The following is a 23,523-nucleotide window of genomic DNA, read 5'->3' on the forward strand; positions in this document are numbered from 1 at the left end:
AAAGAGATGAACAGGCAGCTAAGAACGCTCTGCGCTCAGCGCATGAGCCTAAGCGCATCGGAGAAGAACTCCGGGCCACCGAAATTGCCGGACTTCAGAGCGAGCAGCATGTCGCCCCCGGCGCCTACCGCGCGCAGCACCGGAACGCCTGCAGCGATCTCCACCCCCACGAGAAATCCGGGAATCCTCAACCGGTCGACCACGGCGCCGGACGTCTCGCCGCCGGCAACGACCAATCGCCGCACGCCTGATTTCACAAGGTTTTCGGCGATGTCGGCCATGGCCTGCTCGATCGCATGTCCGGCTGCGTCACGGCCGTGACGTGCCTGAAGCGCGGCGACCTGATCCGGTGTCGAGCTCGATGCGATCAGCACGGGCCCCTCCGCCAGCCGCGGCCTTGCCCAGTCCAGCGCACGCTGAGCTTCGTCCGCCCCCGTAAGAATACGGTCCGGATCGAGATGAAACACCGGCATGACCTGTTCGGCGCTGGCGATCTGCTTGAGCGTGGCCTGCGAGCAGCTGCCGGCAAGACACGCCGCCGGCCCACCAACGGCAGCTCCGGATTCGCCGCCTGCCGCATTCGACTTGACCTTGCCCGTCGACACCAGCGCGCGCGCCAGTCCAAGGCCGATGCCGGAGGCGCCGACCGACAGCCGATGTTCGGCTGCGACGAGGCCGATGGTTTCGAGATCGCGATCGAAGACGGCGTCGATGATCGCAGCGCCAATGCCCTTGCCCGCGAGTTCGGCCAGCCGTGCCCGCACGGCGTCTGCGCCGCGCGTGACGGTGGCGAGATCGACGAGGCCGATTTGCGTCCGGCTCTGGCGCGCCAGCACCCGCACCAGGCTGGAATCGTGCATCGGGTTGAGCGGATGGTCCTTCAGCGGGCTCTCGTTCAGCGGCACGGCGCCGACAAACAGGTTGCCCTGGTAGACGGTGCGGCCGGTCTCGGGGAAGGCCGGCGTCACCAGAACGATGCCCTCGCCGCAATCGTCGCGCAACGCGTCCATGACAGGGCCGATATTGCCGGCGTCGGTGGAATCGAAGGTCGAGCAGATCTTGAACAGCACATGGCTCGCGCCGCGGCCCCGCAGCCATGTCTCCGCCGCGCGCGAGCGCGATACAGCAAGACCTGCTTCGATCGAGCGGCTCTTCAAGGACACCACGACAGCGTCGACCTCGGGCAGCGCCAGATCATCGGCAGGAATGCCAATGGTCTGCACGGTGCGCAGGCCCGCACGCGTCAGCGTGTTGGCAAGATCGGAGGCGCCGGTGTAGTCGTCGGCGATGCAACCCAGTGCAAGAGTCACGGCTTCACTCCCGCATAGGGCTTGAACCAGGCGAGCCCGTCGGTGGTCTTGCCGCGCGGATTGTATTCGCAGCCGACGAAGCCGGCATAGCCGAGCCGGTCGAGCTCTTCGAACAGGAAGGGATAGTTCAGCTCCTCGCCGTCGGGCTCGTTGCGCGATGGAATGCTGGCGATCTGGATGTGGCCGATGATCGGCATCATCTCGCGCAAGCGCATGGTGACGTCGCCATGGATGATCTGGCAGTGATAGATGTCGAACTGGAGCTTGAGGTTCGGGAGCCGCAACTCCTGGATCAGGTCGCGCGCGAAGCCGAAATCGTTGAGGAAGTAGCCGGGCACGTTGCGGGCATTGATCGGCTCGAGCACGATGTCGATGCCGTGCGGCGCGAAGAACTCCGCCGCCCACGCCACCGACTTGTAGAACGCCTCGATGGCGACGCGCTCGCCGCGGTTGGCAAGGCCGGCCATCAGGTGCAGGCGCTTGACGCCGGTGGCCTTGGCGTAAGGCAGCGCGGTCTCGAGGCTCGCCTTGAGATCGGCGAAGCGCGCCGGGAGCGCAGCAAAACCCTTCTCGCCCGCATTCCAGTCGCCGGGCGGCAGGTTGAACAGCGCCTGGGTCAGACCGTTGCGCTTGAGCCGCTCGCCGACCGCCTCGGCCGGATGCTCATAAGGAAAGAGAAACTCAACGGCGGTGAAGCCGGCCTGGGCGGCGGCCTCGAAGCGATCGAGGAACGGCACCTCGGTGAACATCATCGAGAGATTGGCGGCGAAACGGGGCATTGGAATCCTCTTATCCTTACTTGTCGCCGGGCAGCTTCACGCCGGTGACCTGCGCATACATGCGCGCAACCGAGGCGTCGTCATCGCGGCCCATGCCGGCGGCAGCCGTCATCAGGAACATCTGGAGGGCGGCGGCGGAGACCGGCACCGGGAATCTGGCGCTGCGCGCCATGTCCTGGATGATGCCGAGGTCCTTGACGAAGATCTCGACCGCGCTGCGCGGCGTATAGTCGCCGTCGAGCACATGCGGCATGCGGTTCTCGAACATCCAGGAATTGCCGGCGGAGGCCGTGATCACCTCATAGACCTTGCGGATGTCGAGGCCCTGCTTGGCCGCGAACGCCATCGCTTCGCTGGCAGCAGCGATGTGCACGCCGGCCAGCAACTGGTTGATCATCTTGAAGGCGGCACCCTGCCCGGCCGCGTCGCCGAGCTCGTAGAGCTTTGCAGCCATGGCATCGAGCGCCGGCCGTGCCTTTGCAAAGGCGGCCGGGCTGCCTGAGGCGAGGATCGTCAGCTCGCCTTGCGCGGCGCGCTGCGCCCCGCCGGAGATCGGCGCATCCAGATAATGCCGACCGGTCGCCTCGAGCTGCTTGGCAAGGCGCCGCGCCACGTCGGGATCCATGGTGGCCGATGACAGGAAGACGCTGTCCTTGGGCATGGTTTCGGCGACGCCATCCTTGCCGAACAGGATCGTCTCGGTCTGCGCGGCGTTGACGACGACGCTGACGACGACGTCGGCGTCCTTGGCCGCTTCGGCCGGCGTCTTGGCGCCCGCGCCGCCGTCCTTCACGAAGCGCGCCACCGCATCAGCCGAGACGTCGCAGCCGGTGACGGCGTGACCGGCGCGCTTCAGCGAGGTCGCCATGCCAAACCCCATCGAGCCAAGCCCGACGACGGCGATACGCTGATTCTGTGACGTGGAGGCGGACATATGCAACTGACCCTTGCGAACGTTTCCCGAATAGCCGCCCTTTGCGGCAGCTTGGCAACCGAATAACACGGCTTGGCCGCGCTGCCAAAGCGTGAGACAAGCAGGCATGACGGCCATGAGCAACGAGACAAGGCTGCGTGAGGATATCTGCCGCTTCGGACGGTCCCTGTTCGAGCGCGGGCTGACGCCGGGCTCCTCCGGCAATATCAGCGTCAAGCTTGACGATGGCGGCTGGCTGGTGACGCCGACCAATGCCTCGCTCGGCTTCCTCGACCCGGCGCGGCTGTCGCGGCTGGATAGCCAGGGCCGGCCGATCTCGGGCGATGCACCGACCAAGGAAGTTCCGCTGCACACCGCGCTCTACGGCACCCGCGGCAGTGCACGCGCGATCGTGCACCTGCACTCGACGCATTCCGTCGCACTGTCGATGCTGCCCGAGATCGACCCGCGCGCCGCGCTGCCGCCGATGACGGCCTATTATCTGATGAAATGCGGCGCCACCGCGCTCGTGCCCTATTACCGCCCCGGCGATCCCGCGGTGGTGGATGCGATCAAGGGGCTGGCGGGGAAATATTCGTCCGTCCTGCTCGCCAATCACGGCCCGGTGGTCGCCGGCGACACGCTGGAGGCTGCGGTTTTCGCGACCGAGGAGCTGGAGGAGACGGCGAAGCTGTATCTGCTGCTGCGCGGGTTGAACCCGCGATATTTGTCACCGGAGCAGGTGAAGGATCTGGTGAAGGTGTTCGGGGTGACGTTGCCGGAGCATGGGCACGGGCACGGACATTAACCGCATACTCCGCCATCATCTTGAGGTGCGAGCCTTGCGATGCAATGCATCGCAAGGTGAAGCCTCGAAGGATGGGCTACAGGCGCTTGCGGCCCATCCTTCGAGGCGCGCAAAGAGCGCGCCCCCTCAGGATGACGGCTGCGATTGCGGCGGCAGTCTAGCTACAGCCCCAGATACGCCTTCCTCACATCGGGATTGCCCCTGATCTCGGCTGCCGGGCCCTGCATCAGCACGCGGCCGGTTTGCAAGATGTAGGCGCGGTCGGCGATCTCCAGGCATTCGGCCATGCGCTGCTCGACGATCAGGACGGTCATGCCGGCGTCGCGGATGCGCAATACGGCCTGGAAGATTTCGTCGACCAGCTTCGGCATGATGCCTTGCGACGGCTCGTCCAGCATCAGCAGCCGCGGGCGCGTCATCAGCGCGCGGCCGATGGCGAGCATCTGCTGCTCGCCGCCGGAGAGCGTTTCGGCGCGCTGCTCCAAACGTTCCTGAAGACGCGGAAACAGGTTGAAGACGAGGTCGAGCGGTCCCTCGCGGTTCGCCTCGCCGCGGTAGAGATAGCTGCCGAGGCGAAGGTTGTCGCGCACCGACAGGCGCGGGAACAAGCGGCGGTTCTCCGGCACATAGGCGATGCCGGTGGCCGTGATGTGGTGCTGCGCCATGCCGTCGAGGCGCTTGCCGTCGAACGTCACGGTGCCCGAACGCGGGCGTTCGGCGCCGGCGATGGACTTCAGCAGCGTCGACTTGCCCGCGCCGTTGGCGCCGGCGACGCAGACGATCTCGCCCTTCTCGACCTCGATCGAGACTGCGGAGATCGCGACCAGACCCTGATAGGCGGTCGTGACTTCATGCACTGACAGCATGACGATCTCCCAGATATGCGCTGATCACCTTGGGATCGCGAACGACGTCGGCAGGCTTGCCCTCGACCAGCACCTTGCCGAGGTCAAGCACGATGGCGCGGTCGACCAGCGGCATCACGATCTCCATGACGTGCTCGACCATCAGCACGGTGATGCCGGCATCGCGCACCTTGCGCACCAGCGCGACACCGGTCTGCGCTTCGGTCGGCGTGAGACCGGTGAGGACTTCGTCGAGCAACAGCAGCTTTGGTTCGGTCGCGAGCGCACGGGCGACTTCCAGGCGGCGCTTCTCGGCCGGCACGAGATCGCTTGCGAGCACGTCGGCGCGTGCTGCAAGGCCGGTGAATTCGAGCACCTCATGCGCCTTGCGCCGCGCCTCGCGCATCACGGTGTTGCGCACCAGCGCACCGACGATGACGTTGTCGATGACCGTCATGGTCTCGAAGCTTTTGACCACCTGGAAGGTGCGCCCGACACCGCGCTGGCAGCGTTCGGCCGCCGGCATGTGGGTGACGTCCTCGCCGTCGAACCAGATCGAGCCCTGGGTCGGCGGCAGGACGCCGGCGATGAGATTGAACAATGTCGACTTGCCGGCACCGTTCGGGCCGATCAGGCCGACGATCTCGCCGCGGCCGACCGAGATCGACACGTCGCTGTTGGCGACGAGGCCGCCGAACCGCTGCCAGACGCCGCGGGTTTCAAGGAGCGCGGTCATCGCGTGGCTCCCTTTGCTTTTGAACGGGAGAACAGGCTCACCAGACCGCGCGGCAGGGCCAGCGAGATCGCAACGATCAGTGCGCCATAGACGATAAGGTCAACACCACGGCCGGAGCCGCCGATATAGGAGCGTGTCAGCTCCGTCATCGGGATCAGGATGGCAGCGCCGAGCACCGGCCCCCACAGGGTGCCGATGCCGCCGAGCACGGCCGGCAGCGCCATCAGCAGCGAGAACTGGAAGCCCATCACGCTCTCGGGATCGATATAGGCGAGGAACTGCGCATAGAAGGCACCGCCGATGGCGACGAGGAAGGCGGAGACGGCCGCCGCGCCCATCTTGGAATTGAACACGACGACGCCGAGGCTCTCGGCCGCTTCCGGATTGTCCTTCACGGCGCGCCACCAGAAGCCCCATTTGGAATCTTCGAGCCACCAGGTGACGAACCAGGCGAGGCTGCACAGCACCAGCGCGAAATAGAAGTAAGGCAGCTTGCTGCGCATGAACTGGAATTTCAGCCAGCTGTCGCCGCGCACCGGAATGGTGATGCCCATCGCAGCACCCGCCCATTCCCAGTTCTGGAACAGGAGCAGCCCGATCTCGGCGATGACGATGGTCGCGATCACGAAGTAATGGCCGCGCAGACGGAAGAAGGGATAGCCAAGCCCCATTGCGATGACGGCCGCGATCACGCCGCCGGCGAGCATGCCGAACCAGGGCAATACGCCGAACTTGGTGAACAGCAGCTCGGTGGTATAGGCGCCGATGCCGAAATAGAGCGCGTGCCCCAGCGAGATCTGTCCGCAATAGCCGGACAGGATGTTCCAGCTCTGCGACAGCGCCGCGTACATCAGGGTCAGGATCAGGATGTTCTGGACGTAGACATCCTTGATGAACAGCGGTGCAAGGGCCGCGAGCGCGGCCAGCACTGCGGCGATGATCAGGTCGCGGCGGCGCCGCGTAGCAAAATTCTGGTCCATCACATCGATCCGAACAGGCCGCGCGGCCGGATGAAGACGACGAGCAGATAGACCGCGTAGATGCCGACCGATTTCAGCGAAGGCGGCAGCACCAGGGCGGTGGTCGCCTCGACGAGGCCGACGATGATGCCGCCGGCAAACGCGCCGAACACGCTGCCGAAACCGCCGAGCGCGACCGTGACATAGGCGATCAGCGCGAAGGAGGCGCCGACGTCCGGATAGATGTAGAAGAACACCGCCATGATCGCGCCGGCGAGACCGACCAGTGCGGCGCCCAGGCCCCAGCCCAGCGCGAACACGCGGTTCTTGTCGATGCCGACGAGTGCGACTGCACCGGGATCTTCGCGGGTGGCTTCGAGCGCGCGGCCGAAGTCAGTGCGGTTGATGAAGAAATAGAGGCCGGCGAAAGCCGCGATCGAGACCAGCGCGCCGATCAACTGCGGCTCCGGCAGGAAGATGCCGCCGATCGAGATCGTCTTGCCGCCGAGCCAGGACTGCGGAATGCTGCGATAGTCCGGCGTGAAGAAGAACTGCGCGAGCCCGCGCATCACGATGGCAAGGCCGAAGGTCGAGAAGATCTGCACCATGCCGGCGTTTGCCTTGGCGCGCATCGCGAAGCGTACAATCAAGAGGTAGACGACCGCCCCGAACACGAACAGGGCCGCGGCGACCAGCGGCGCCGACAGCAGGGGGTCGATGGCGAAGAACGCGAACAGGAAGAAGCTCACATACATCGCGATCATCAGGAACTCGCCATGGGCGAAGTTCACGACGTCCATCAGGCCGAAGATTAGCGCGAGGCCGACGGCGATCAGTCCGTAGAGCAGGCCCATGAGCAGGCCGCTCGCGAGACTCTGGATAATGGCTTGAGCTGTCAAAAGTCGTCCCCCACAATACGCCCTCATCCTGAGGAACGCGCCGCGGCGCGCGTCTCGAAGGATGGGCCCACCCTCGTCCTTCGAGACGCGAGCTACGCCCGCTCCTCAGGATGAGGGCGGGAGCCAAGTCTGAGCTCCCGCTCTCCGAAACGCTTACTTCATCGGCCAGATTGCTTCGGCGATCGCGGCCTGCGGCGGGAAGATGGTGACGAACTTGCCGCCGACATATTGCAGCAGCACCGGGTCGGCGTCGTTGTTCTGGCCCATCTCGTCGAACTTGACGCGCTTCCAGGGCATGATGGTCTGCTCGCCCGGGATGTCGGTGGCGGCCAGCGCATCGCGGATTTTCTCGCCGTCGGTCGACTTGGCGCGGCTGATGGCGTCAGCAAGGATGATCAGGCCCATGAACTGGCGCGAAGTGAGGTCGTTGAAATCCTTGCCCGACCGCGCCTTGAACATCTCGTTGATCTTGCCGACCATCGGGCGCTTCTGCGCGAGGTCGAGCGAGAAGGTGCCGCGCGAGATCACGCCTTCGAGCTTGTCGCCGACGGCGTCGTAGAGCGCCTTCTCGGAAAAGCCTGCGTCCTGCGCCACGATCGCGTTGGGCTTGTAGCCGAGCTCGGCCATGGTCTTGACCAGCAGGATGCCGTCGGTGGTGTAGCTCGAGGGCATCAGCACGTCGGCATTGGCGGTCTTGAGCTGCTGCACTTCGGCCGAGAGCGACGGCGAATTGGCGCGATACTTGATGTCGGTGACGATCTTGTAGGCGCGCTCGCCGGCGATCTTGGCCTGGGCGTTGCCCGAGTCGGTGCCGAAGATGGTATCCTCGTGGAACAGTGACAGCGTCTCGATCTTGGTGCCCTTCTTCTTCATCGCGTCGAAGAAGTCGAACATCGCGGCCGAGTACATCTCGTCATGCGGCGCGGCACGGAAGTAATATTTGAGACCGCGGCGATGCAGGCTCGGCGAGGAGTTGTCGGCGGAGACGAACGGGATCTGGTAACGCTCGCAGATCTGGCTGACGGTGACGGCGACCGCGCTCTGGTAGGTGCCGATGATGGCGGAGACCTTCTCCTGCGTGATCAGGCGCTCGGCCTCGGCGCGGCCCTTCTGCGGATCGGCCTGGTGGTCGGCGAACACGAGACGGACTTTTGCGCCGCCGAGGCCCGGCAGGCCTTCGCCCTTCGCCAGCGGCAGGTCGAAATCGGTGTCCTTGTTGATGACCTCGAGCGCGGTCTCATAGGCCTTCTGCGCATCGACGCCCTGCTGCGCGCTGCCACCGGAGAACGGATAGATGACGCCGATCACGACTTCCGAGGTCTGGGCGCGTGCGGCGAGCGGCACCAGCGCTGCTGTGGCGGTGGCACCCAGCAACACGTCGCGGCGAGAGATCGTCATGGCAAAGTCCTCTGTTACGGAATTTCGGCTGATCGAATGAAGCGATTGATGGATGCGGTAAAGCCCGAAGAAGCAGCAAACGCTGCCCACTATATCACGGCCATGGTCCTGTTCTTGAGATCCGTCACCAGCATCAGGCCGGGCGAATGCGTGATCGCGAACGGCAGCCTGGCGGCGTTGATCACCGATTGCGGCGTGACGCCGCAGGCCCAGAACACCGGAATCTCGTCATCGGCGACCGGCACGGGATCGCCATAGTCGGGCTTGGCGATGTCCTTGATGCCGATCAGATGCGGATGGCCGAGATGCACGGGCGCGCCGTGCACGGCTGGATAGCGCGAGGTGATCTGCACGGCGCGGATCGCATCGGCCGGCTTGAACGGACGCATCGACACCACCATGGGGCCGGCGAACGGACCGGCCTCGCCGCAGGCGATGTTGGTGCGGTACATCGGCACGCGCACGTTCTGCTCGATGTGGCGGATCGGCATGCCCTCGTCGAGCAGCGCCTCCTCGAACGAGAACGAGCAGCCGAGCACGAAGGTCACCAGATCGTCGCGCCAGTAGCTCTTCACGTCGGTCGGCTCGTCGACGACTTCGCCATCGCGCCAGACACGGTAGCGGGGAACGTCGGTGCGGATGTCGAGATCGGCGCCGAGTGCGGGGATATGCGGACTGCCGACGTCGGACATGCCGATGATCGGGCAGGGTTTCGGGTTGAGCTGGCAGAAGCGGTGAAAGGCGCTGGCGTATTCCGCCGGCAGAATCGCCAGATTGCCCTGGACGAAGCCGGGGGCGACCCCGGCGGTGGATCCCACCTCGCCGCCGCGATAGGCGAGCCGCGCCTGGCGGCTCGGGAGTGGGTCGGGCGTTTCAGTTTGCTGCGCTGCCACCAAAACAGTCATCTGATCGACCTGCCTATAAACTCGACAAGGACAGCCAACACCAAGCGTGCTATAAAGTCTAATCGTCCTTTCTAATCAATATCGATAAATCCAATTTATCGATCGGGGAAATCCTTCCAATGCTGGACTTCAGATCGATCGAGACGTTCCTCTGGGTTGTGAAGCTCGGCAGCTTCCGCGGCGCTGCGGCCCGCCTCAACACGACCCAGCCGGCGATCTCCCAGCGCATCGCCCAGCTCGAGCGCGAGATGGGCGTGAAGCTGCTCAACCGCGACCATCGCGTGGCCTCGCCGACGCCGAGCGGCCGGCAGATGATGGTCTATGCGGAGAAGCTGATCGGTCTCCGCGCTCAGATGATGGCGGAGATCGGCGACCGCTCAGCGATGCGCGGCGTGATGCGGCTCGGCGTCGCCGAGACCATCGTGCACACCTGGCTGCCGCGCCTCGTGAAAAGCGTGAACCAGATCTATCCGAACCTGTCGCTCGAGATCGAGGTCGACATCACCCCGAACCTCACGGCACGCCTCCTCGCGCAGGAGATCGAGCTTGCTTTCGTGGTTGGGCCGCTGTCCGCCTCCGGCGTGCACAATCGCGTGCTCGCCGACTACCCGATCGGCTTTCTCGCAAGCCCCTCGCTCGGGCTCGGCAAGGGTCCGGTGACGCCGGCGGAGCTCGCACGGTTTCCGATCATCACCTTCCCACGCAAGACCAAGCCTTACGAGGTCGTGCGCGAGGTGTTCGACCGGCCGGAATTGCCGCCGATACGGCTGCATGCCTCTGCGTCGCTCGCGACCGTTATCCACATGGCGGTCGAGGGCCTCGGGATCGCCGTGATCCCCGACGCCATCGTCGAGAACGAGCTCGCCGACGGGCGGCTGCAACTGCTCGACACCGATCTCGAAATCACACCGCTGACGTTCACGGCGAGCTGGCTCGCCTCGCCCGACGTCGTGGCGGTGGAGCGTGTCGCCGAGCTTGCATGTCAGATTGCGCAGAGCAGCCTCGCGGTTGACGCGCCCGCGCTGGCGCGTCATTGAAACGGATGCCGGACAACCTTCAACGTCATTCCGGGATGGTGCGCAAGCACCAGACCCGGAATCTCGAGATTCCGGGTTCGCTCGTCGGGCCCCGGAATGACAACTGAGAGACTGACCGCATGAGCCGAGCCGCCACCAATCTGCAAATCGATTCCGCCCGCCTCTGGGGCTCCATCCACGAGACCGCGCAATTCGGCGGGACGGCCAAGGGCGGCGTGCGGCGGCTGACGCTGAGCGCCGAGGACAAGCAGGTGCGCGACTGGTTCCGCAAGGCCTGCGAGGATGCCGGTCTCGAGGTTCATGTCGATGCGCTCGGCTCACAGTTCGGCCTGCGCAAGGGACGTGACATGTCGAAGCCGCCCGTCGGCATCGGCTCGCATCTCGACACCCAGCCGACCGGCGGCAAATATGACGGCATCCTGGGAACGCTCGGCGCGCTGGAAGTGATCCGCACCCTGAACGACGCCGGCATCGAGACCGAGGCGCCCATCTGTGTGGTCAACTGGACCAACGAGGAAGGCTCGCGCTTCGCGCCCGCGATGATGGCGTCGGCGGCTTACGTCGGCGATTTCACCACCGACGACATCCTGTCACGCAAGGACGCCGAGGGCATCACCGTCGGCCAGGCGCTCGACGGCATCGGCTATCGCGGCGACAAGCCGGTCGGCTTCCAGAAGCTCGGCTGCTTCGTCGAGCTGCACATCGAGCAGGGCCCGATTTTGGAGGCCGAGGGCAAGACCATCGGCGTCGTCGATTCCGGCCAGGGCGTGCTCTGGTATGACGGCAAGATTTCCGGCTTCGAGAGCCATGCGGGATCGACCCCGATGCCGCTGCGGCGCGATGCGCTGGCCACGCTCTCCGAAATCGTGTTGGCGATGGAGGCGATTGCAAAGAAGCATGGGCCGAACGCGGTCGGCACCATCGGCGAGGCCGTGATCTCAAACCCCTCGCGCAACGTCATTCCCGGCGAGATCGCCTTCACCATGGATTGCCGCAGTGCCGATGGCGCGATCATGGACGCGCTCGATCACGATCTGCGCGCCGCGATTGCCGAGATTGCCGCCCGCCGCAAGGTCGAGGTCAAGATCGACCTGGTCTGGCGCAAGCCGCCGACGCATTTCGATCCCAAGCTGATCGCGGCGGTCGAGAACGCGGCGAAGACGCTCGGCTATTCCTCTCGCCGCATCACCTCCGGCGCCGGCCACGACGCCTGCAACCTCAACACCGTCATGCCGGCGGCGATGGTGTTCGTGCCCTGCAAGGACGGCATCAGCCACAACGAGCTTGAGGATGCCACGCAGCCCGACTGCGCCGCAGGCACCAACGTGCTGATGCATACCGTGCTGGCGATCGCCGGCGTCGCGGCCTGACCGGAGAGAGCCATGCGCGGAGTTTTCGTCGACGCCAACGAAGCCCTCGCCGTGATCATGGAGCGGCTGGAGAAACCAGGCGATCCCAAGGTGCGGATCAACAGGGATCCGGACATCAAGCCCGAGCAATACCCGGAAATCCTCGACGGCGCCGAGATCGCGATCGTCGACCACACCGCGCTGCCGACGGACGTCGCGAAGAAATGCATGGGGCTGAAGCACGTCGTGTTCCTCGGCACCGGCGCGCGCAGCTACATGAATCCGGAAGAGCTCGCCGAGCTCGGCATCTCCGTGCACCTGATCAAGGGCTATGGCGACACCGCCGTGGCTGAATCTGCGATCGCGCTGATGTGGGCCTCGGCCCGCGTCATCGCGATGATGGACCGCGAGATGCGCGTCGGCAACTGGCTGCGCGAAGACGGCATGCAGCTCACCGGCAAGACGCTCGGCCTTATCGGCTTCGGCGGCATCGCAGCAGAGGTCGCGCGCATTGCGTCCGGCAGCGGCATGAAGGTGATCGCCTGGAATCGCTCGCCGAAGAGCTCCCCGGGCGTCACGTTCACCGATCTCGACACGGTGCTGGCGACCAGCGACGTGGTGTCGCTGCACCTGCTGCTCAACGAAGAAACGCGCGGCATGATCACGCGCGAGAAGATCTTTGCGATGAAGCCCGGCGTCATCCTCATCAACACCGCGCGCGCCGCAGTCGTCGACGAGGTCGCCGTGATCGACGCGCTGAAGTCGGGCCACATCCGTCACGCCGGCCTCGACGTCTTCAACGTCGAGCCCCTGCCCGGCGATCATCCGCTGACAAAACTGCCGAACGTGACACTGTCGGCGCATTCGGCGTTCCGCACGCCGGAGGCCAGCGAGAACCTGATTGAAGCGGCCTGGATTCACTGCCGCCGGATCGTGAAGGGATAAGAGCAACAACAAATGGCTGACTATCGCACCATCAAGGCCGAAGCGCTCACCAGCGTCGTCCGCGCCATCGTCAAGGCCGGCGGCTCCTCGGACCGCGAGGCCGAGCTCGTATCCACCAACCTCGTCGAGGCCAATCTTAGGGGACATGACTCGCACGGCGTCGGCATGATCCCGCGCTATGTCCAGAGCGTCACCAACGGCGGCCTCGCCGTGAACCAGCACGTCAAGATCGTGCTCGACACTGGCCCGCTCCTCACCCTCGACGGCCTCACCGGCTACGGCCAGGTGATCGGCCACGAAGCGATGGAGCTGGCAGCCGAGCGTGCCAAGAGCAACGGCGTATGTCTCGTCGGTCTTTCCAATGCGCACCACATTGGCCGCATCGGCCACTGGGCCGAGCAGTGCATCGACCACGGGCTTGTATCGATCCACTTCGTCAACGTGATCTCGCGCCCGATCGTGGCGCCCTGGGGCGGCAGCGATGCCCGCCACGGCACCAACCCGTTCTGCGTCGGCATCCCGCGCAGGGGCAAAGAGCCGATCGTGCTCGACTTCGCCACCAGCAGGATCGCGCAAGGAAAGACCCGCGTCGCCCACAACAAGGGCGTCGAACTGGAGCCCGGCACCATCATCGACAATGAAGGCAAGCCCACGGTCAATCCGCGCTACACCGTGATCCCGCCGTACGGCGCTATTCTGCCGTTCGGCGAGCACAAGGGTTCGGGGCTCGCGCTCGTGTGCGAAATCCTCGGCGGCGCGCTCTCCGGCGGACAGGTGGTCAAGGGCCCGTCCGACGGCAAGTACAACGTCCTCAACGGCATGCTCTCGATCATCATCGACCCGGGCAAGCTCGGCACCGGCGAAAACCTCGCACGCGAAGTCGAAAGCTTCGTCGCCTGGCACACCGGCTCACCGCCTGGCCCCGGCGTCGACAAGGTCAAGATCGCCGGCGAGCCCGAGCGCGAGACCAAGAAAAAGCGCCTCGCCGAAGGCATTCCGGTCGATCCGACCACCTGGCAGGAGATTCTCGCGGCCGGGCAGAAGTTCGGGCTGGGTCAGGCCGCGATCGAGAAGATCGCGGGGTAGGAAACCGCAACTGCTGTCGTCCCGGATCAGCGCAGCGAAGCGCAGATCCGGGGCCTATAACCACAGAAGGTGGTTTGGCGAAGACTCGTAGTCACCAACGTCGCGCCGCAACTACTCCCTGGGGTAATGGGTCCCGGCTTTCGCCGGGACGACGCCTCGGTTAGCAGCTCTGCTTAATCCACCATATCCGCGACCGCCTTGCCGCAGGCCGTCGTGTCGGCATTGCCGCCGAGATCCCTGGTGCGCAGCGTGCGCTCGGCGAGCGTGCGCTCGATCGCGTCCACGATCGATCGGCCGGCTTCCTTCTCGCCGAGATGCTCGAACATCATCGCACCGGACCAGATTGCGCCGATCGGGTTGGCGATGCCCTGCCCCGCGATGTCGGGCGCCGAGCCGTGCACCGGTTCGAACACGGAGGGGAAATCGCCCTCGGGATTGATGTTACCTGATGGCGCGATGCCGATGGTGCCGGTGCAGGCCGGGCCGAGATCGGAGAGGATGTCACCGAACAGATTCGAGCCGACAACGACGTCGAACCAGTCAGGATGCAGCACGAAGTTCGCGGTGAGGATGTCGATGTGGTACTTGTCCCACTTCACGCCCGGGAACTTCTTGGCCATCGCCTCCACGCGCTCGTCCCAATAGGGCATGGTGATGGAGATGCCGTTCGACTTGGTCGCCGAGGTCAGGTGCTTCTTCGGTCGCGATTGCGCGAGCTCGAAGGCAAACTTCAGGATGCGGTCGACGCCGGTGCGGGTCATCACCGTCTGCTGGGTGACGAATTCACGGTCGGTGTCCGGGAACATGCGGCCGCCGACGGAGGAATATTCACCTTCGGTGTTCTCACGAACCACCCAGAAATCGATGTCGCCGGGCTTGCGGTTGGCGAGCGGCGACGGCACGCCGGGCATCAGCCGTACCGGCCGCAGGTTCACGTACTGGTCGAACTCGCGGCGGAATTTGATCAGCGAGCCCCACAGCGAAACATGATCCGGAATCTTGGCCGGCCAGCCGACCGCGCCGAAATAGATCGCATCGTGCTTGCCGATCTTCTCCTTCCAGTCGTCCGGCATCATCTGGCCGTGCTTCTCGTAATAGTCCCATGACGAGAAGTCGAAATGGTCGAAATGCAGGGACACGCCATGTTTCTTGGCGGCCGCCTCCAAAACACGCAGGCCCTCCGGCATTACTTCCTTGCCGATGCCGTCGCCGGGGATGACCGCGATCCGGTATTGTTTTTTGCTCATCGAGAACGTCCTTGGTTGGTCCGGCAGCCGCCGTCTTTTGATCGCCCTGCAATGAACCAAAGTCGCGGGCAGTGCAACGCTGCACTGCAATGTTGACCGTGGCACGGCCGACCGCCTACTGATTTCATCGTATTCCTATCTTGCGAGTAACCCCCATGGATCTGCATCTGCGTGGCAAGCGTGTCCTGATCACGGGCGCGTCCAAGGGCATCGGCGCCGCCGCCGCCGAGGCGTTCGCCGAGGAAGGCGCGCATCTCCTGCTCGCCGCGCGCAGCGGCGATCAGCTCAAGGCGCTGGCGGACCGCTTGCGGTCTGCTCACCAGATCGACGCCGCGACGAGCATCGTCGACCTGCGCAAGACCGAAGACATCGCACGGCTGGCCACAGAAGCCGCCGACATCGACATCCTCGTGAACAATGCCGGCGACATCCCCGGCGGCTCGATCGACAAGATCGACGAGGCGACCTGGCGCCACGCCTGGGAATTGAAAGTGTTCGGCTACATCAACCTCACGCGGCAGATCTACGCGCAGATGAAGGCGAAGGGCGGCGGGGTCATCGTCAACGACATCGGTGCGGCCGGCGAAAAGTTCGACGCGAACTACATCTGCGGCAGCGCCGGGAATGCCGCGCTGATGGCGTTCACCCGCGCGCTCGGCGGCAAGAGCCTCGCCGACAACATCCGCGTGGTCGGCATCAATCCCGGCCCTGTCGGCACCGACCGCCACGTCACGCTGCTCAAGACGCGGGCCATGCACCAGTTCGGCGACGAGAGCCGCTACAAGGAATTCCAGAAGAGCCTGCCGCTCGGCCGCCCCGCGCATGCGCGCGAGATCGGCGACCTCATGGCGTTCCTGGCGTCGGATCGCGCCGGCTATACGTCCGGGGTCATCTATACGGTGGATGGCGGCATCAGTGCCGGGTGGGGTTAGTTTCTCCAAGGTTATTTAGCCACCGTCGTTCCGGGGCGATGCAAAGCATCGAACCCGGAACCTCGAGATTCCGGGTTCGCCCTTCGGGCGCCCCGGAATGACAATCAAGAGATAGGAGTAAAAGAGTTGTCTCAAGACCTGATCCGCGAAACCGCCCGCACCGTCGTCAACAAGTTGCGTTCCGGCGACGTCTCGCCGCTCGAACTGCTGGATGTGCTGGAGAAGCGCATCGCCGAGGTCGACGGCAAGGTCAACGCGCTGCCGACGCTGTGCTTCGATCGCGCCCGGGCCAATGCGAAGGCCCTGATGCAGAAACCGGCCGGTGCGCGCGGGCTGCTCGCTGGCCTGCCGGTGCCGATCAAGGACCTGACCGACGTTGCCGGCGTGCTGAACACGCAGGGTTCGCCGATCTTCAAGGACAATATCCCTGCGAAGTCCGACCTCATGGTCGAGAACCTCGAAACCAACGGCGCAGTCGTCTACGCCAAGTCCAACACGCCGGAATTCGGCGCCGGCGCCAACACCTTCAACGAGGTGTTCGGCGCAACCCTCAATCCCTGGGATACGTCCAAGTCCGCCGCCGGCTCCTCAGGCGGCGCGGCGGTGGCGCTTGCGACCGGCATGGCCTGGCTCGCCCAGGGCTCCGACATGGGTGGCAGCCTGCGCAGCCCGGCGGCTTTCTGCGGCGTCGTCGGAATGCGGCCGAGCATTGGCCGCGTCGCCCATACCCCCAAATCGGCGATCGATCGCAATCTCGGCGTGGTGGGCCCGATGGCACGCAACGTCGAGGATCTCGCCCTGCTGCTGGATGCCATGAGCGGCGACTATGCGGACGATCCGCTGTCGCTACCTGCGCCTACGACGTCGTTCCTGTCGACGACACAGGCGGGCAAGAAGCCGAAGCGCATTGCCTATTCACCCGATCTCGGCATCACGCCCGTCGATCCTGAGGTGAAAGCCATCACACGCAAGGCTGCCGAACGCTTTGCCGAGGCCGGCGCCATCGTCGAGGAGGCCCATCCCGACTGGCGCGAGGCGCATGAATGCTTCCACGTGCTGCGCGCGTTCGATTTCGCCATCACCAAGGCCAATCTGCTGCGCACCAAGCGGGACCTGCTCAAGCCCGAGGTGATCTGGAACATCGAGGAAGGCCTCAAGCTCACCGTCGAGCAGCTCGCGCGCGCCGAGGCGCAGCGCGTCGGCATGACTGCACGCGCGGTGGAGTTCTTCCAGACCTACGATCTCCTGCTGGTGCCGACGACGATCGTGCCGCCCTTTCCGATCGAAGACCGCTATGTCGCCGAATGCGCGGGCAAGAGGTTCGACAACTACGTCGAGTGGCTCGGCATCGTCTACGCCATCACGCTAGCGTGCTGCCCGTCGCTGTCGCTGCCCTGCGGCTTCACGGCGTCAGGCCTGCCGGTCGGCGTCCAGGTGGTGGGAGCCCCCCGCGCTGATGCACAAGTGCTCGCGGGAGCGAAGGTTCTGGAGGATATTCTGGGCCTGCGCGGCACGACGCCGATTGATCCGAAGGTGAAGAAGTAGCACGATCTACAACGCGTACTCGGTAGTTCCCCTCTCCCCTCGTGGGAGAGGGTGGCTCGCCGCAAAGCGGCGAGACGGGTGAGGGGTATCTCTCCGCGAGCGACTCCCTCACCGTCCGAACTCGAGGATAGAACCCCTCATCCGGCGCTTCGCGCCACCTTCTCCCACAAGGGGAGAAGGAAGATCACCTCACCGTCCGCTTGCCGCCTCCAGGCCGCGGCTGTAGCGCGACATCGCGAAGCAGAACACAAAATAGATCGCGGCGACGAAGATGTAGACTTCGACCGAGAACTGCTGCCAGGCCGGATCGATGATCGCCGTCTTGGCCGTCGTCAGCAGGTCGAAGATGCCGATGATGAGGACGAGGCTGGTGTCCTTGAAGAAGGCAATGAAGGTGTTGACCAGCGGCGGGATGACGTGGCGGATCGCCTGCGGCAGGACGATCAGCCGGTGCTTGCGCCAATAGGACAGCCCCAGCGCCTCGGCGGCCTCGTATTGTCCGCGCGGCACGGCCTGAAGGCCGCCGCGAATGACTTCGGCAAGGTAAGCGCCCGCGAACAGGATGATCGCGATCTGCGCACGCAGCAGCTTGTCGATGTTGAAGCCGCTGGGCATGAACAGCGGAAACATCACGCTCGCCATGAACAGCAGGCTGACCAACGGCACGCCGCGGATCAGCTCGACATAGAGCACGCTGAGCGAGCGGATCGCCGGCAGCTTTGAGCGCCGGCCGAGCGCGACGAGGATACCGAGCGGGAAGCCGAAGGCGAGACCGAAGGTCGCCAGGATCAGCGTCACCGGCAGTCCGCCCCAGCGGTCCTGCGACACGAAGGACAGGCCGAACACGCCTCCCCACATCAGCACGCTGATCAGCGCCAGCACACCGATCCAGAGATAGACCAGCTCGCGCCGCCAGAAAGCACGGCGGCTGGAGAGATAGAACAGCGCGATGAACAGCATCACCGACAGCGCCGGCCGCCATTGCTCGTCGAACGGATAGGTGCCGAACAGGATGAACCGATATTTCTCGGGGATGATCGCCCAGCAGGCGCCGAAGCCGCGGACGGCACGGCACGCGCTGGAATCGTTCGCGGGCGTCAGCCACACTGCATTCGCGATGCCCCACTGCACGAAGCTGAAGATGCCCTTGGCGAGGATCGCCAGCAGCACGACCGACAGAATGCCGTTGGGGATCGACGAGAACAAATTGGTGCGCAGCCAGCGCAGCACCGGATTTCCCATCTGCGGGCGGCGCGCGGCGCGCGGTGCATCCGGACTATCGGTGATCGCCGTCATGCTCAGCGCTCCACCAGCGCGATACGCGCGTTGTACCAGTTCATGAAGAAGCTGATGCCGAGGCTGATGGTCAAGAACACCGCCATGATCAGCGCGATCGCCTCGATCGCCTGCCCGGTCTGGTTCAGCGTGGTGTTGGCGACCGAGACCACGTCCTGGTAGCCGATCGCGACCGCGAGCGAGGAGTTCTTGGTCAGGTTGAGGTATTGGCTCGTCATCGGCGGCACAATGACGCGGAGCGCCTGCGGCAGGATGATCTGCCGCAGCATGAAGCTGCGGCGCAGGCCGAGCGCGTTGGCGGCATCCCACTGCCCGCGCGGCACCGACTGGATGCCGCTACGCACGATCTCGGCGATGAAGGCCGAGGTGTAGGTGACGAGCGCGATCAGCAGCGCAAAATATTCCGGGGCCAGCGTCAGCCCGCCGACGAAGTTGAAACCGCGCAGCTCGGGCCATTCGATCGCCCAGGGCACGCCGAGCAGCACCGACACTGCGGCCGGCAGTACGACGATGAGGCCGAGCGCGAACGGCCATGCTGGCCGCGGCTTGCCGTCCCGCATCTGCTGCGCGATCTGCCATCGTCTGAAGACATAGAACACGGCACAGCCCAGCGCGGCGGTGCCGAGCACCCAGAGCTGCGGCGCCCCGATCGGGATCGCCGGCAGGATCAGGCCGCGATTGGAGAGGAACACCCCCTCGAGCGGCCGGAACGCCGCGCGCGCGGCCGGCAGCCCCTGCATCAGCACGTACCAGAACAGGAGCTGAAGCAGCAGCGGGATGTCGCGGAGCGTCTCGACATAGACGGCGGCGAGCCGCGACAGCAGCCAGTTGGCCGACAGCCGCGAGATCCCGATCAGCGTGCCCAGGATGGTCGCAAGCACGATGCCGATCACCGCAACGCGCAGAGTGTTGGCGATCCCGACGACGAAAGCCCAAAGGTAGGTGTCGCGCGGATTGTAGGCGAGCAGGCTGTCGGCGATCGGCATGCCGGCTTCGCGGCCGAGAAAGGCAAAGCCCGTGGTGATCCGGCGAGCGGAGAGATTGGTGACGGTGTTGGACCAGAGGAAGGCGATCACCCCGACCGCGATCCCGACCACCAGGACCTGCCAGAACAGGCCTTTCAGCTCCCGTTGTCCGAAGGCGCCGAACAAGCGGCGGCGCGGCGGCGGTCTCGGACCATCTGATGTCACAGCGCAAAAATCCTTCTCAAAAGCAACGATTTCCGGCGGCGCACGTCAACTGTTGCACCAAAAGCCAATTCATGCAACAAATGTTTCATGGCCGAGCCCGCGAAATCCTCGCCGCTGAGCGAACTGCGCATTGCATTGCCATCGCTCCCGATGCGCTTGCAGGAGGTCGGGCGCTTCGTCGCCGCCAATGATTACGACGCCACCACCCGCTCGATGCGCGATCTCGCGGCCGTTGCCGGCGCCGATCCCGCCGCCTTCACGCGGCTTGCAAAAGCTATCGGCTATTCCGGCTGGGACGCGTTGCGCGCGGCGCTGACCGAGGCACGGCGGCCGTCGCAGACCTCGCCCTTCTCCGGCCGCGCCAAGAGCCGGCGTCATGGTCCGCACGCCGACGTCGCGCTCGTTACCGACAAGCTGGTGGCCGAGGCCGCCGGCCTTCCGCGCATTCCGGCGCAGCCGATTGCAGAGGCGGCCGGCGCGCTGCACGACGCCAAGCGGATCTGGATCGCGGGCTATCGCAGCTGCCGCAGCGTCGCGGAACTATTGAACTACGAACTGCGGCTATTTCGCCCCGAACAGGTGCAACTCGTCGGCGCGTCCGGTCCTGACGATCTCGATCTTGGCGCCTTCCGCCCCGGCGAAGCCGTCATCGTCATCGGCTTCCTGCCCTACACGCACGCAAGCGTCCGGGTCGCGCAGGCCGCCTATCGTGCCGGCGCGACGCTGATTGCGATCGCCGATAGCGTATCAGCACCGATGGCCGAGGGCGCCGACCATGTGCTGCTGTTCGAGGCAGCCTCTTCCCCGGGCTTTTTCCCAAGCCTCACCGGCGCGATCGCGATTGCACAGTCGCTTGCCGCGGTGACGTTCTCGCTCGGCGGCATCGCCGCGAAGAAGCGTCTGGAGAATACCGAGGCGCGGCTTGCCGCAGCTACCACCTACGTCTCGGAGAAAGGTTGATCCATGAGCACTCGCACCAGCCGCGTGCTGCACCGCTCGCTACGCGAAACGCCGCCCAAGGCGATCGGCGGCGAAGGCGTCTATCTCTTCGCCGAGGACGGACGGCGCGTCATCGACGCCTCCGGCGGCGCCGCGGTCTCCTGTCTCGGCCACCAGCATCCGCGTGTGATCGCGGCGATGGCGAAGCAGGCGTCGACGCTCGCCTATGCGCACACCGCCTTCTTTTCGTCCGAGCCGGCAGAAGCACTGGCCGAGACGCTGGTCGGACACGAGCCCGGCGGTCTCGCCTACGCCTATTTCGTCAGCGGCGGTTCGGAGGCGATCGAGGCCAGCATCAAGCTCGCGCGGCAATATTTCATCGAGCGCGGTGAGCCGCAGCGACAGCATTTCATCGCGCGGCGGCAGAGCTATCACGGCAATACGCTCGGCGCGCTCGCCGCCGGCGGCAATGCCTGGCGCCGGGCGCCCTATGCGCCGCTGCTGTCAGCCGCCTTCAGCCATGTGACTCCCGCCTTTGCTTATCATGAGAAACACGACGGCGAGTCGGATGCGCAGTTCGTAGCGCGGCTCGCAGCCGAGCTAGAAGCTGAATTTCAACGGCTCGGTCCCAACTCCGTTGCGGCGTTCCTCGCCGAACCCGTCGTCGGCGCCACCGCCGGCGCGGTGACGGCGCCGGACGGTTACTTCAGGGCCGTGCGCGAAATCTGCGACCGGCACGGTGCGCTGCTCATCCTGGATGAAGTCATGTGCGGCATGGGCCGGACCGGCACCACGCACGCCTGGGAGCAGGAAGGTGTCGCGCCCGATATCCAGGCCATCGCGAAAGGACTCGGCGGCGGTTACCAGCCGATCGGCGCGATGCTCGCGAGCGGCAAGATCATCGACACTATCCGGTCAGGCTCGGGCGCCTTCCAGCATGGCCATACCTATCTGGCGCACCCCCTCGCCTGCGCGGCCGCGCTCGCCGTGCAGGACGTGATCCGCGAGGACGGCCTGCTCGATCGCGTGAAAGAGCGCGGCCGACAACTCGAGCAGCGACTGACCGAGCGCTTTGGCAATCACCGCCATGTCGGCGATATCAGGGGGCGCGGCCTGTTCTGGGCGATCGAGCTTGTCGCCGATCGCGCCAGCCGCACCTCGTTCGATCCGGCGCTCAAGCTCAACCAGAAGATCAAGGCGGAGGCCTTCGCCAACGGCCTCGGCTGCTATCCCGGCGGCGGCACCGTGGACGGCGTCCGCGGCGACCACGTGCTGCTGGCACCGCCCTATATCGCATCAGTCGCCGAGATCGACCTGATCGTCGACAAGCTCGGCACCGCCGTCGACAACGTGTTGCGTAGTGTCAATCATTGAGGGGAGAGTAGCATGATGAGGAAAGTGGTTATCGCAGCCGGCGTGCTCGCAGCATCGGCGGTGGCCGCGCAGGCGGCGACGCTCGACACGGTAAAGAGCCGCGGCACGCTGGTGTGCGGCGTCAGCGCAGGTTTTGCCGGCTTCTCGGCGCCGGACTCGCAAGGCAATTACAAGGGCCTCGACGTCGACTATTGCCGCGCGCTTGCGGCCGGCGTGCTGGGCGATGCCAGCAAGGTGCGTTACGTCTCCCTGACAGCGCAGAATCGCTTCACCGCGCTGCAATCGGGCGAGATCGACGTGCTCTACCGCAACTCGACGCAGACCTATTTGCGCGGCGTGACACTGGGCCTGCGCCAGGGCCCGATCAACTTCTACGACGGCCAGGGCTTTGTCGTGAAGAAGGACCTTGGCGTAAAGGACATCAAGGACCTCAAGGGCGCCACGGTCTGCGTCGCGCAGGGTACCACGCACGAGGTTACGCTCGGCGATTACGGCCGCGCCAACGGCATCGACTGGAAGCCGCTGGTGTTCGACCGCGTCGACACCATGTACCAGACCTTCTTCGGCGGCCGCTGCGATGCCATGACCCAGGATGCGTCCGCGCTTGCCGGCGCCGTGACGACCGCAGCGCCCAACCCGGCCGACTACGTCGTGCTGCCGCAGACCATCAGCAAGGAGCCGCTCGGGCCCTTCACCCGCAACGGTGACGAGGTCTGGAGCGACATCATCACCTGGCTGCATTACGGGTTGATCGAGGCCGAAGAGCTCGGCGTCACCCAGGCCAATGTCGATGAGATGGCGAAGTCGCAGACGCCGGCGATCCAGCGGCTGCTGGGGGCCTCCGGCGATCTCGGCTCGCGGCTCGGGCTCGACAACAAATGGCTGGTCACGGCGATCAAGGCCACCGGCAATTACGGCGAGATCTATGAGCGCAATGTCGGCAAGGCGAGCCCGCTCAAGCTCGATCGCGGCCTCAACGGCCTCTGGAGCAAGGGCGGCCTGATGTACGCCGTGCCGTTCAAGTAAGGAAT

General features: G+C 65.2%; 22 protein-coding genes. 10 read left to right on the forward strand and 12 right to left on the reverse strand.

Annotated features, from left to right (window positions below; all coding sequences use genetic code 11):
• Nucleotides 1–35 precede the first annotated feature (35 nt).
• From otnK to ltnD, 3 genes are read right to left on the reverse strand one after another with little or no spacing between them, the layout of a single operon-like run.
• Nucleotides 36–1,310 carry a 3-oxo-tetronate kinase gene (gene otnK, locus ACVWW6_RS37580; protein WP_404523292.1) on the reverse strand — a complete coding sequence of 425 codons (1,275 nt, stop codon included), beginning with the start codon at nucleotides 1,308–1,310 and terminating at the stop codon, nucleotides 36–38.
• Nucleotides 1,307–2,089 carry a 2-oxo-tetronate isomerase gene (gene otnI / locus ACVWW6_RS37585; RefSeq protein ID WP_028172388.1) on the reverse strand — a complete coding sequence of 261 codons (783 nt, stop codon included), beginning with the start codon at nucleotides 2,087–2,089 and terminating at the stop codon, nucleotides 1,307–1,309. The genes otnK and otnI overlap by 4 nt, the downstream gene beginning before the upstream one ends.
• 16 nt (nucleotides 2,090–2,105) lie before the next feature.
• Complete coding sequence (gene ltnD, locus ACVWW6_RS37590; protein ID WP_371740284.1) at nucleotides 2,106–3,092, reverse strand: L-threonate dehydrogenase; 987 nt, start codon at nucleotides 3,090–3,092, stop codon at nucleotides 2,106–2,108.
• A gap of 37 nt (nucleotides 3,093–3,129) precedes the next feature.
• On the opposite strand from ltnD, the gene otnC reads away from it, so the two are divergent.
• Entirely contained in the window at nucleotides 3,130–3,810 is a 681-nt protein-coding gene (gene otnC / locus ACVWW6_RS37595) for a 3-oxo-tetronate 4-phosphate decarboxylase (protein WP_404523294.1), read from the forward strand.
• A 161-nt stretch (nucleotides 3,811–3,971) separates the two neighbouring features.
• Here the strand turns inward: otnC and ACVWW6_RS37600 are convergent, their stop codons facing one another.
• The 6 genes from ACVWW6_RS37600 to ACVWW6_RS37625 form a co-directional block, all read right to left on the reverse strand.
• Nucleotides 3,972–4,676, reverse strand: a complete 705-nt coding sequence (locus ACVWW6_RS37600; RefSeq protein WP_161535852.1) for an ABC transporter ATP-binding protein — start codon at nucleotides 4,674–4,676, stop codon at nucleotides 3,972–3,974.
• A complete protein-coding gene (locus ACVWW6_RS37605; RefSeq protein WP_011085709.1) occupies nucleotides 4,660–5,391 on the reverse strand; it encodes an ABC transporter ATP-binding protein in 732 nt (243 codons plus the stop codon). Before ACVWW6_RS37605 ends, ACVWW6_RS37600 begins: the two co-directional genes overlap by 17 nt.
• Nucleotides 5,388–6,371 carry a branched-chain amino acid ABC transporter permease gene (locus ACVWW6_RS37610; protein WP_038965773.1) on the reverse strand — a complete coding sequence of 328 codons (984 nt, stop codon included), beginning with the start codon at nucleotides 6,369–6,371 and terminating at the stop codon, nucleotides 5,388–5,390. The genes ACVWW6_RS37605 and ACVWW6_RS37610 overlap by 4 nt, the downstream gene beginning before the upstream one ends.
• Nucleotides 6,371–7,249, reverse strand: coding sequence for a branched-chain amino acid ABC transporter permease (locus ACVWW6_RS37615; RefSeq protein ID WP_028172393.1), 879 nt, complete (start codon nucleotides 7,247–7,249; stop codon nucleotides 6,371–6,373). The genes ACVWW6_RS37610 and ACVWW6_RS37615 overlap by 1 nt, the downstream gene beginning before the upstream one ends.
• Before the next feature lie 153 nt (nucleotides 7,250–7,402).
• Nucleotides 7,403–8,647, reverse strand: a complete 1,245-nt coding sequence (locus ACVWW6_RS37620) for an ABC transporter substrate-binding protein (protein ID WP_028172394.1) — start codon at nucleotides 8,645–8,647, stop codon at nucleotides 7,403–7,405.
• Between the two features lie 89 nt (nucleotides 8,648–8,736).
• Nucleotides 8,737–9,552 carry a putative hydro-lyase gene (locus ACVWW6_RS37625; RefSeq protein WP_456682529.1) on the reverse strand — a complete coding sequence of 272 codons (816 nt, stop codon included), beginning with the start codon at nucleotides 9,550–9,552 and terminating at the stop codon, nucleotides 8,737–8,739.
• Between the two features lie 119 nt (nucleotides 9,553–9,671).
• Here ACVWW6_RS37625 and ACVWW6_RS37630 point away from each other — a divergent pair, with 119 nt between their 5' ends.
• The 4 genes from ACVWW6_RS37630 (at nucleotide 9,672) to ACVWW6_RS37645 (ending at nucleotide 13,969) form a co-directional block, all read left to right on the forward strand.
• Entirely contained in the window at nucleotides 9,672–10,589 is a 918-nt protein-coding gene (locus ACVWW6_RS37630; RefSeq protein ID WP_011085704.1) for a LysR family transcriptional regulator, read from the forward strand.
• A gap of 119 nt (nucleotides 10,590–10,708) precedes the next feature.
• The gene (locus tag ACVWW6_RS37635; protein WP_028172397.1) at nucleotides 10,709–11,959 is read left to right on the forward strand and encodes a Zn-dependent hydrolase; all 1,251 of its coding nucleotides are present in this window, start codon (nucleotides 10,709–10,711) and stop codon (nucleotides 11,957–11,959) included.
• A 12-nt stretch (nucleotides 11,960–11,971) separates the two neighbouring features.
• Nucleotides 11,972–12,883, forward strand: coding sequence for an NAD(P)-dependent oxidoreductase (locus ACVWW6_RS37640; protein WP_456682530.1), 912 nt, complete (start codon nucleotides 11,972–11,974; stop codon nucleotides 12,881–12,883).
• 12 nt (nucleotides 12,884–12,895) lie between these two features.
• Nucleotides 12,896–13,969 (forward strand): malate/lactate/ureidoglycolate dehydrogenase, encoded by a 1,074-nt coding sequence (locus tag ACVWW6_RS37645; protein WP_456682531.1) that lies wholly within the window; start codon nucleotides 12,896–12,898, stop codon nucleotides 13,967–13,969.
• A 173-nt stretch (nucleotides 13,970–14,142) separates the two neighbouring features.
• Here the strand turns inward: ACVWW6_RS37645 and ACVWW6_RS37650 are convergent, their stop codons facing one another.
• Nucleotides 14,143–15,216, reverse strand: coding sequence for a tartrate dehydrogenase (locus ACVWW6_RS37650; RefSeq protein ID WP_271571007.1), 1,074 nt, complete (start codon nucleotides 15,214–15,216; stop codon nucleotides 14,143–14,145).
• Nucleotides 15,217–15,371: 155 nt separating this feature from the next.
• On the opposite strand from ACVWW6_RS37650, the gene ACVWW6_RS37655 reads away from it, so the two are divergent.
• Nucleotides 15,372–16,148: an SDR family oxidoreductase gene (locus tag ACVWW6_RS37655; RefSeq protein WP_456682532.1), complete on the forward strand. Its 777-nt coding sequence runs from the start codon at nucleotides 15,372–15,374 to the stop codon at nucleotides 16,146–16,148.
• A 126-nt stretch (nucleotides 16,149–16,274) separates the two neighbouring features.
• On the forward strand, nucleotides 16,275–17,693 hold the full coding sequence (locus ACVWW6_RS37660; protein ID WP_456682533.1) for an amidase: 1,419 nt from the start codon (nucleotides 16,275–16,277) through the stop codon (nucleotides 17,691–17,693).
• Nucleotides 17,694–17,882: 189 nt separating this feature from the next.
• On the opposite strand, the gene ACVWW6_RS37665 is transcribed toward ACVWW6_RS37660, so the two are convergent.
• Together ACVWW6_RS37665 and ACVWW6_RS37670 are read right to left on the reverse strand one after the other, a co-directional pair.
• The gene (locus ACVWW6_RS37665; protein WP_456682534.1) at nucleotides 17,883–18,989 is read right to left on the reverse strand and encodes an amino acid ABC transporter permease; all 1,107 of its coding nucleotides are present in this window, start codon (nucleotides 18,987–18,989) and stop codon (nucleotides 17,883–17,885) included.
• Nucleotides 18,990–18,991: 2 nt separating this feature from the next.
• Nucleotides 18,992–20,179 carry an amino acid ABC transporter permease gene (locus tag ACVWW6_RS37670; protein WP_456682535.1) on the reverse strand — a complete coding sequence of 396 codons (1,188 nt, stop codon included), beginning with the start codon at nucleotides 20,177–20,179 and terminating at the stop codon, nucleotides 18,992–18,994.
• Between the two features lie 87 nt (nucleotides 20,180–20,266).
• On the opposite strand from ACVWW6_RS37670, the gene ACVWW6_RS37675 reads away from it, so the two are divergent.
• Genes ACVWW6_RS37675 through ACVWW6_RS37685 form a run of 3 tightly spaced genes read left to right on the forward strand, consistent with a single transcriptional unit; the run spans nucleotide 20,267 to nucleotide 23,518 of the window.
• Nucleotides 20,267–21,139: a MurR/RpiR family transcriptional regulator gene (locus ACVWW6_RS37675; protein ID WP_011085695.1), complete on the forward strand. Its 873-nt coding sequence runs from the start codon at nucleotides 20,267–20,269 to the stop codon at nucleotides 21,137–21,139.
• Between the two features lie 3 nt (nucleotides 21,140–21,142).
• A complete protein-coding gene (locus ACVWW6_RS37680) occupies nucleotides 21,143–22,492 on the forward strand; it encodes an aspartate aminotransferase family protein (protein WP_456682536.1) in 1,350 nt (449 codons plus the stop codon).
• A 12-nt stretch (nucleotides 22,493–22,504) separates the two neighbouring features.
• Nucleotides 22,505–23,518 carry an amino acid ABC transporter substrate-binding protein gene (locus ACVWW6_RS37685; RefSeq protein ID WP_011085693.1) on the forward strand — a complete coding sequence of 338 codons (1,014 nt, stop codon included), beginning with the start codon at nucleotides 22,505–22,507 and terminating at the stop codon, nucleotides 23,516–23,518.
• Nucleotides 23,519–23,523: the final 5 nt, after the last annotated feature.

The sequence above is a fragment of the Bradyrhizobium sp. USDA 3311 genome, assembly GCF_054062495.1.

Coding starts and splice junctions, on each gene's coding strand:
- otnI (WP_028172388.1), bottom strand. CDS start 2,089: ATGCCCCGTTTCGCCGCCAATCTCTCGATGATGTTCACCGAGGTGCCG.
- otnC (WP_404523294.1), top strand. CDS start 3,130: ATGACGGCCATGAGCAACGAGACAAGGCTGCGTGAGGATATCTGCCGC.
- ACVWW6_RS37600 (WP_161535852.1), bottom strand. CDS start 4,676: ATGCTGTCAGTGCATGAAGTCACGACCGCCTATCAGGGTCTGGTCGCG.
- ACVWW6_RS37605 (WP_011085709.1), bottom strand. CDS start 5,391: ATGACCGCGCTCCTTGAAACCCGCGGCGTCTGGCAGCGGTTCGGCGGC.
- ACVWW6_RS37610 (WP_038965773.1), bottom strand. CDS start 6,371: ATGGACCAGAATTTTGCTACGCGGCGCCGCCGCGACCTGATCATCGCC.
- ACVWW6_RS37620 (WP_028172394.1), bottom strand. CDS start 8,647: ATGACGATCTCTCGCCGCGACGTGTTGCTGGGTGCCACCGCCACAGCA.
- ACVWW6_RS37625 (WP_456682529.1), bottom strand. CDS start 9,552: ATGACTGTTTTGGTGGCAGCGCAGCAAACTGAAACGCCCGACCCACTC.
- ACVWW6_RS37630 (WP_011085704.1), top strand. CDS start 9,672: ATGCTGGACTTCAGATCGATCGAGACGTTCCTCTGGGTTGTGAAGCTC.
- ACVWW6_RS37635 (WP_028172397.1), top strand. CDS start 10,709: ATGAGCCGAGCCGCCACCAATCTGCAAATCGATTCCGCCCGCCTCTGG.
- ACVWW6_RS37640 (WP_456682530.1), top strand. CDS start 11,972: ATGCGCGGAGTTTTCGTCGACGCCAACGAAGCCCTCGCCGTGATCATG.
- ACVWW6_RS37645 (WP_456682531.1), top strand. CDS start 12,896: ATGGCTGACTATCGCACCATCAAGGCCGAAGCGCTCACCAGCGTCGTC.
- ACVWW6_RS37650 (WP_271571007.1), bottom strand. CDS start 15,216: ATGAGCAAAAAACAATACCGGATCGCGGTCATCCCCGGCGACGGCATC.
- ACVWW6_RS37655 (WP_456682532.1), top strand. CDS start 15,372: ATGGATCTGCATCTGCGTGGCAAGCGTGTCCTGATCACGGGCGCGTCC.
- ACVWW6_RS37665 (WP_456682534.1), bottom strand. CDS start 18,989: ATGACGGCGATCACCGATAGTCCGGATGCACCGCGCGCCGCGCGCCGC.
- ACVWW6_RS37675 (WP_011085695.1), top strand. CDS start 20,267: ATGGCCGAGCCCGCGAAATCCTCGCCGCTGAGCGAACTGCGCATTGCA.
- ACVWW6_RS37680 (WP_456682536.1), top strand. CDS start 21,143: ATGAGCACTCGCACCAGCCGCGTGCTGCACCGCTCGCTACGCGAAACG.
- ACVWW6_RS37685 (WP_011085693.1), top strand. CDS start 22,505: ATGATGAGGAAAGTGGTTATCGCAGCCGGCGTGCTCGCAGCATCGGCG.